Origin of the sequence: Aeromonas sp. HMWF015 (assembly GCF_963878965.1) — a bacterium.
GTDB classification, from domain to species: Bacteria; Pseudomonadota; Gammaproteobacteria; order Enterobacterales; family Aeromonadaceae; genus Aeromonas; species Aeromonas veronii.
Genome location: NZ_CAWNZT010000183.1, coordinates 1 through 6934, shown reverse-complemented (window position 1 = coordinate 6934; position 6934 = coordinate 1). Strand labels below are relative to the sequence as shown.

The following is a 6934-nucleotide window of genomic DNA, read 5'->3' as shown; positions in this document are numbered from 1 at the left end:
ATCTTCGTTTTCTCATTTATACCGATCTTTGAGGGTGTCGCCTCGATAGTAGTAACTTTAAGTTCAGGCTCAGGAGGTGACGACATATAAATAGTTGCCAACACGTTCCCGCTATAACCTAAATATTTGAAATTATCTTTTGAGGAAAAAGAACTCCCGGTATCCCCCCTCGCCGAGACCCTTATATATGCAGTATGTTCAAAGTCAGTCCAACCTAATACATACAGATAATCCCCATCTGCTGATGTAGAATATTTCAACCTATCTCTATTAAAAGTATATATAGGCTGTTTATTTGAACCATATAGCACTACACGATCGAACTTATTTAGTATAGCACGCTCCCCATTAGAGTTAGCAGCAAATCCATATCCCCAACCCACGAACGACCTTACATCAATATAATCAGAAACTTCGCCGGGCTTTATCACGGGAATAGTAATTTGTTTTTCTCTTGGCCTCTGGTTAAATAACTGACCTTTATGCATAAAAAGGTTCCACTTCAACTCCGGCAAGCTACGGGAGCTTATTTCAAGACTAATATCGTAACTATGCCACACTTTATTTGATACGGCTATTTTAGCTTGGCCAGCCATCATGTTTGTAATATGAACTGCATTATTTTGTGGCACAAACAACGCCAATGACTTGGCATTAGCCAAGGTCGCCAAGGGCACTTTCTTTCCTAACGGATAGGGTTGCTCATCTATCAGATAGCGTGCTTTATCTTGAGTGGCATAATTGAGTTTGGCGCTGAGGTTAAACTGCAAGTCTCCCCATGGGCGCATCATGCGATTGGGCACCAGCTCACGCAGCGGGCAGCTCATTCCTGCCACCCCCTCAATTGTCGCCGGTGTGCACGCTTGACTGGCCGGTGCGCGTAAAGTCAGGGCACCGCTTGTACGGGCACTCACGTTTAGCGTACTGCTGTGACCAGATGACTGCGCTACGTCCATGCTCAATTTCAGCGACCCGCCCACGCTGGCCAACTGCTCGGCTGCCTCAGGAGATAGTACAGGGTTCACAAACCCCGGTTGTGGCGCTATCCGACCACGTTGTACCTCACCTGTCCCATTCGCAAATCCTTCCACAAGCGATGCTGGCTTTACATTATGCCCCTGCGCACCATGTTCATCACTGACATGCCAAATAACCGGCTGCGCTCTATCTGTCACTGAGCCATAAAGCCCCATCCGTTCTGCACGATTAACAGAGGCCAGGTAACGACTTTGTGTCACTTCATCATGTAGTAGCGCCAATTGCAGGCTCTTTGTGACCGCAACTCTGGGCGCAGACCCTTTGGGCATCATCGGAATACTGATGCGGTCCCCCATCCGACCACGGCTGCGCGACGAGAACTCCCCCGTGATGGCCGTGGATTTGTTGATGACCGCCATGGCATCACCAGGCACAAAAAGAGCAATGCTGCCGCCTTGAGTAAAGGACGCCAGGGACACTGGCGTCCCCAACTCTATCCACCCACTATGGCCAGCCTGGTAGCGTACTTGATTTTGCAATTCATAAGGCATACGCCCTGACAACCTAAAATGGACATCATTACTCAATAATGTCTGCGCATTGACTTCGATGCGGCGCAGTTCACACGACTGCCCCTGAACGCCTTTCACCACCATGGGCTGGCAGCGTTGCAGGGCAGGTAACAACGTAATACCGCCGACCTTGCGTGCGTTAAGCTGATAGCTACGCTTGGCGCCGGACTGCATCACCGTGTTTGCTGTTAGCAATTGCTGAGAACCCACCGAGTCTTGCTGAAACTTTTGTGCTGCAAATACGCTAAAGGGGATGGCAAGCTTGCTGGATTGTTGTGTCGGCGCATCGAACAAGTTGTCCGGTATCACGTCCGTAATGGATGCAACTTCATCGGTAGGCGATTGATAGAGATTAAAATACCAAGCAACTGCGTTAGGCCCACTGGGCGGCCAAGCACCAAAAATAGACTGCTCACGTGAGCGGTTTAGCGTGGTGATATAAAATTTATTGGTTGGCCTGTCTGTTACTGTCAACACGCCTGCCCTGTTGCTCACCACTTCACTGCCGGCGTGTTTACGACCAACAGGGATAACAAATTTATCCCCGAAACGCTGGCGACTGGCTGAAAAAAATACGGCCTCCAGCCGCTGCACCGTTGTTGTATCTGCCTGTGGGCCCGATTTGCTTGGGTAGAATATCTCGATAGATTGTGCGCCACGAAAATCAGCCAGCTCCATGGGTTCGCGTAGTCCCCTCCAGGTGGAGCCCACACGATACATGACCCCATCAGGGGCTTTGACTGCCCGCACTGTAAACTGAATGTCACCTGCCGATACGGCTTCATGAGCACCCTCAAGGTGGCGCACGGTGCAGACTCGCCCTTTACGTCCATTGATGGTATCTGGATGGCATTGTTGCCCCGGTACTTTTCGCAGAGTCAAATAGGCTCGCTTCACAACGGTTGTTTCCAGTGTGCGAGAACCATGTTCCCCTAACTGCTCAACCAACTGCAATGCCTGCTGTCCAGACAACCCCATTGCACTTAATTGACTAAATGCGGCTTCCGTAAATACCCCATTCACGAATGCACCGGGAGTCTGCATGCCGTTTATCTGCTTGATCTCCGACCCCCTGACATCTGTGACACCGCGAAAAGCCTCACCGGGCAGCAAGGAGACAAGCTGAGTCACTTCTGGCTGCTCTTTGTGTGTGAACCATGCGGCCAGTTTCCTGTTTTGTGGCGACAGACGCTCAACACCAAAAATCGCCTGTGGCCATGACTTGGTCACTCGCCCGCCCGACCTGTCGAGCGTCGTCACGTAGCGCGTTCCCATCACCTCATCAGAAAACAACATGACCCCAAGCTGACTACGAACAGTCTTCTGGATAGGTACCACCGGCATGATAGGGGTCACATCTGTCAAAGGGACAGCGAACACCGCTTGCACTTGGCCAGCCAACATGAACAAGAAAATCAATGTTGTTTTTAGCATATTCATCACAGCATGAAGTCCATTAGCATTATTAGAACAATGGGTTGACAATATAGACATCTGATTTATGAGGAGACCACACAACATCCTTCAGGCGCACAATGCCCCCTGATGCATGCTCAATAGTCATGGCAACTTTAAACTCACCTGTCTTGTCCGAAGAAACCTGCACCTCGGGAATGGCAGCATCTACGTCAATCGAAAAGCCACCTTGTTCATCGGTAATTGTTTCGCCGATGTGATTTTTAACGGAGGCATTGGCAATAGCAGCGCCAGACTCATCTACCAATCGCCCAAATACAGTCACCATTTGTTTCACTGTGGGCTTCAATGTCGGCACATTGCCCGGGTAAAGGGTGTAACTGTCATCTTCCGTGAAAATGTCATAGGAGGCGTGTGCATCACTGCCAACCTGCACCATCACGTTGTGCTCCTCGTAAGGGACTGCAGACACAAAATTGTTTCCCGCATGCAATGGCACGGCTGTGTTATCAACAAGCAGTTCCAGTTCACCATCCTCAAGTTTGTCCGGCATAATCACCATAAACCCAGATTGCCCCCCACTCTTCCCGGGCGCCACGCCATGTTTGTTAAATGCCACCAACCCTGATGTTGAATTGGACAAATTGACACTATTTTGTGTCAGGCTTATCGCAGTAGAACCGCTGGCGTAGTTGCTGTCATAATTCGTCTGTAAAGTAGTCGAAGGAGACTCAATATGTTGCTGCACTAATTCCCCTTGCGCATCGATGGAAACATAGTTAAAAAAACCATCCAACTCCATTCCTGCTGACACCGAGGCTGTTCGCACGCCATTTTGCTCCGAGACGCCCATATCCACATTTGCCCCTAGGGGGAGAGAGGCATTTAATGAGACATAGTAGTTCGTTGTGCCTTGTTCACCGATGGTCTTATCCATACCGGTATCAAGCGACAGGGATAACCAGTCATTGTCTAGCAATGACTGGTTATAATCGATATTCCAAGAGTGCTCGTTGTACTCTCTGTCAATGTTGTATCCCAAAACCAAACTTCCGCCAAATAACGCTTCAGGCAACGGGAGCTGTAATTGTGCCTGGTCTGTACCATACGGATTGCTCTGTTCATACTCATCCTTATCATACTGGCCGCGCTCAGAGGTAAGCACCAAACTTGGTCCCCAGGAAGAGGACAACGCAGCTTGATAAAATGCCCGTTTACCGCCTTGAGAACTTTTCATGAACTGCCCTTCCAGTGATAGCCACTCTGTAGGTTGCCAACGGCTCCCCATCTCTGCGACCCATGAGGTCGGACTGTGGTACAGGTTGGCATCCCACGTGACTTCCCCAATACTGGATGCCACATTCACACCGCCAACAGGAGCGCGTGCCTTCTGAGGTTCAGGATAAGAGCTAAAATCACTCTCATCAGTGGCTTCATCCAAGGCAGGGAGTGCATCGTATTGGGCTTGACCAGCCCACAATTGCCATACCCATTGCTCACCGCCCCGCCCATTTGTAGGCTTGTTAACACGATATCTACGTGTGTCACGCACTTGACCGCCAATGATGGTGTCGACGCTCACTTCGTACACACCATAGGGGAAGGATGTTGTATCCAGAGTGTGACGGCCCATATTGAGTGCTGATTGATAAATTAATCGGTCATTCTTATATACACGCACTTCACCTGCCGCCGGCATCATCACGATCATCGGGATCAAAGAGCTCGCCGAGTTTCGCATCAAAATAGAATCAGCAGAGTTAGTGATTGATGCATAGTACAACTTTTCAACAGAAAAGTTACTGATAGTGCCAATGCGTTGTGGTGCGGATGTATCCTGCCCCGCTTCAATACGCAACCCATTTTGGTCACGAGCAAATACCAAACGGTCTAACTCATGCATCGCCGAGGCGCCAGACGAAAATGAAGAGAAGTTAGAGATTTCAACGTAATTCTCCTCATAGGAAAGCACGCTATTAAATGAGGAGGAAAGATTGTAATTTGATAAATCACCAATAGTTTTACCAGATGCGTATGCATTCACGTTATAATTGGTAAGCATACTTGCTTCATTGTTCATCGATGTTGGTTTGGCATAAGAAGGTGCCTGCTCTTCCTCTCCAAAGTCTTGAGGAGAAACAGTCATCATCACCATCATTTCGTCAAGGTCCAAGGTGATGGCTGAACCGGCTCCCACCTCAACACGAAGCGTATTAACAAGTACAACCGGGTCCTTATTTAACTCTTGAATTAGCTTTTTAGAGAGTGTGTGTTGGTATTTCTTATCAAACCGAAAATCTGATATCAAAACGCTTCCATTGCTGAGCGACCTTACCAGAACAGTTCCGTTTGGTTCATAGCTATCCCCCCCCCTTGCATTAGACTCTATTGAGAGCTGAACTGGCAGCTCGATACCATCCTGTAAAAAAGAAATAGCATCCTCGGAAAGGATAGATGAGGAGGAGATACCAGCAAAAACGAATTGCGAAGTAAGAAAAAATGCAACAACAATACGGAACATACGCACTCACTCGGCCTGTAGGGTAAATTTCTCGTCTCTCACCCCTTCGACGCGCCCCAATATCTCACTTTTATGACTAAACTTTTTCAATGAGATTGTTTTATCTGGAAGTAAAGGCATTACAAATGAAATATCATCACCCTTTTCATTTTTCCCATATGCCCGAACACGCAGTGTGACATTGCCAACATTAGTGATCCCTTTTCTATTCAATAGATATTGCTGCACCGGATTTTTGGGCGGAAGCACAAGTACATATCCAACACCAATCGATGCCCTAATACTTCCTTCTGTTTTTTCTTGAGCCGCCTCTTTACGCGTCAAACCACTGGTCGGCGTCTGCAAAAAAGCCACGCTAAAATAACGCTCTTGAGCGCCTCTTTCTCCGTTAAAAGAAAATTTGAAATTTGCTTTACTTTTCTTTCTGATGATTTGTTTCGATGGCGTAAAAAGCAATTCCCCACCTTGCATTTTTATTTCTTTGTTTGTTTCTGGGGATGCTATTTCTTTAACTACGACCTCGACCAATGCATGTTCATCATCATTATTCTCCACAGGGACAATGGCACCACTGTCAGTCATCAATGAATACTGCCCTCGAAGAGTGATAGCATCACTGTAGAATGAAATGAAAAACATCATTAATAACAGCATTCGCATATATTCACCTTTGAGGGACAATTAATACCATATTCAGTTCAATAAAAATGCTCACTAAAATAATGATGCATATCTATAGCAACACTGGATGTTTAAATTTGCAAGAGGCGCATTCTTAAAAGGCAAGACTTACGTCTTGCCTTTGTGACTTTTTAAAGAGTATTAACAACCTATATTTAAGATCCGTAGTTAGCCCACGTGGTCTGCACAAACAGTTTTGCGGTGTCAGTATAAAGCCCTTCTTGAGTCGCTGCAGCAGTTGACTCTAAAGAAATCATAGTGGTGGCATTAATATCAACTTGGGCGCCACCTACCACACCAATAAAGTCCCCCAAACCTGCCGCACCCAACTCTGCATCAGTAAGAGCATTAACCATCCCAGTAAATGGTGCGTTTTGATCTGCAGCCTGTGGCACCTTATAGGTACCAGCAGAGCCTGCGTAGGTGCCCAGATAAAAGTCGTAAGGTACAAAATCACTTCCCAATTTAAGCTTATGACCATTCTGAGACCAACTTGCCACTTTCAACTTTAATGAATCGAACGAGGCGGAGGGATTGTGCAATTTAACATTCAGGCCCTGGCCTTGAACGGTTTTGAACTTCTCTTCAGCAAAATCATAATACACACCCAGTGTCGGGCTGTTTAAACCGACAGACAGTGTGGGTTGATCATATCGCTCTGCAGCAATAGATAAATTAACTGACCCATCTTTGGTCACATCTGTCCCAGCTGCCGCACTGAGTGAAAAGAACGATGCCATAACAGCAAGACCAATAATACCTTTTT

General features: G+C 47.3%; 4 protein-coding genes. All 4 read right to left on the bottom strand.

What is annotated here, in order from left to right; genetic code table 11:
- A partial coding sequence (locus tag AACS18_RS09650) for a hypothetical protein (RefSeq protein ID WP_146184878.1) occupies positions 1–2993 on the bottom strand: 2993 nt, incomplete at its 3' end.
- A gap of 22 nt (positions 2994–3015) precedes the next feature.
- Entirely contained in the window at positions 3016–5487 is a 2472-nt protein-coding gene (locus tag AACS18_RS09645) for a CS1-pili formation C-terminal domain-containing protein (protein WP_108614191.1), read from the bottom strand.
- A 6-nt stretch (positions 5488–5493) separates the two neighbouring features.
- The gene (locus tag AACS18_RS09640; RefSeq protein WP_108614190.1) at positions 5494–6147 is read right to left on the bottom strand and encodes a hypothetical protein; all 654 of its coding nucleotides are present in this window, start codon (positions 6145–6147) and stop codon (positions 5494–5496) included.
- A gap of 176 nt (positions 6148–6323) precedes the next feature.
- On the bottom strand, positions 6324–6934 hold a 611-nt coding region (locus AACS18_RS09635), incomplete at its 5' end, for a hypothetical protein (RefSeq protein ID WP_181363433.1).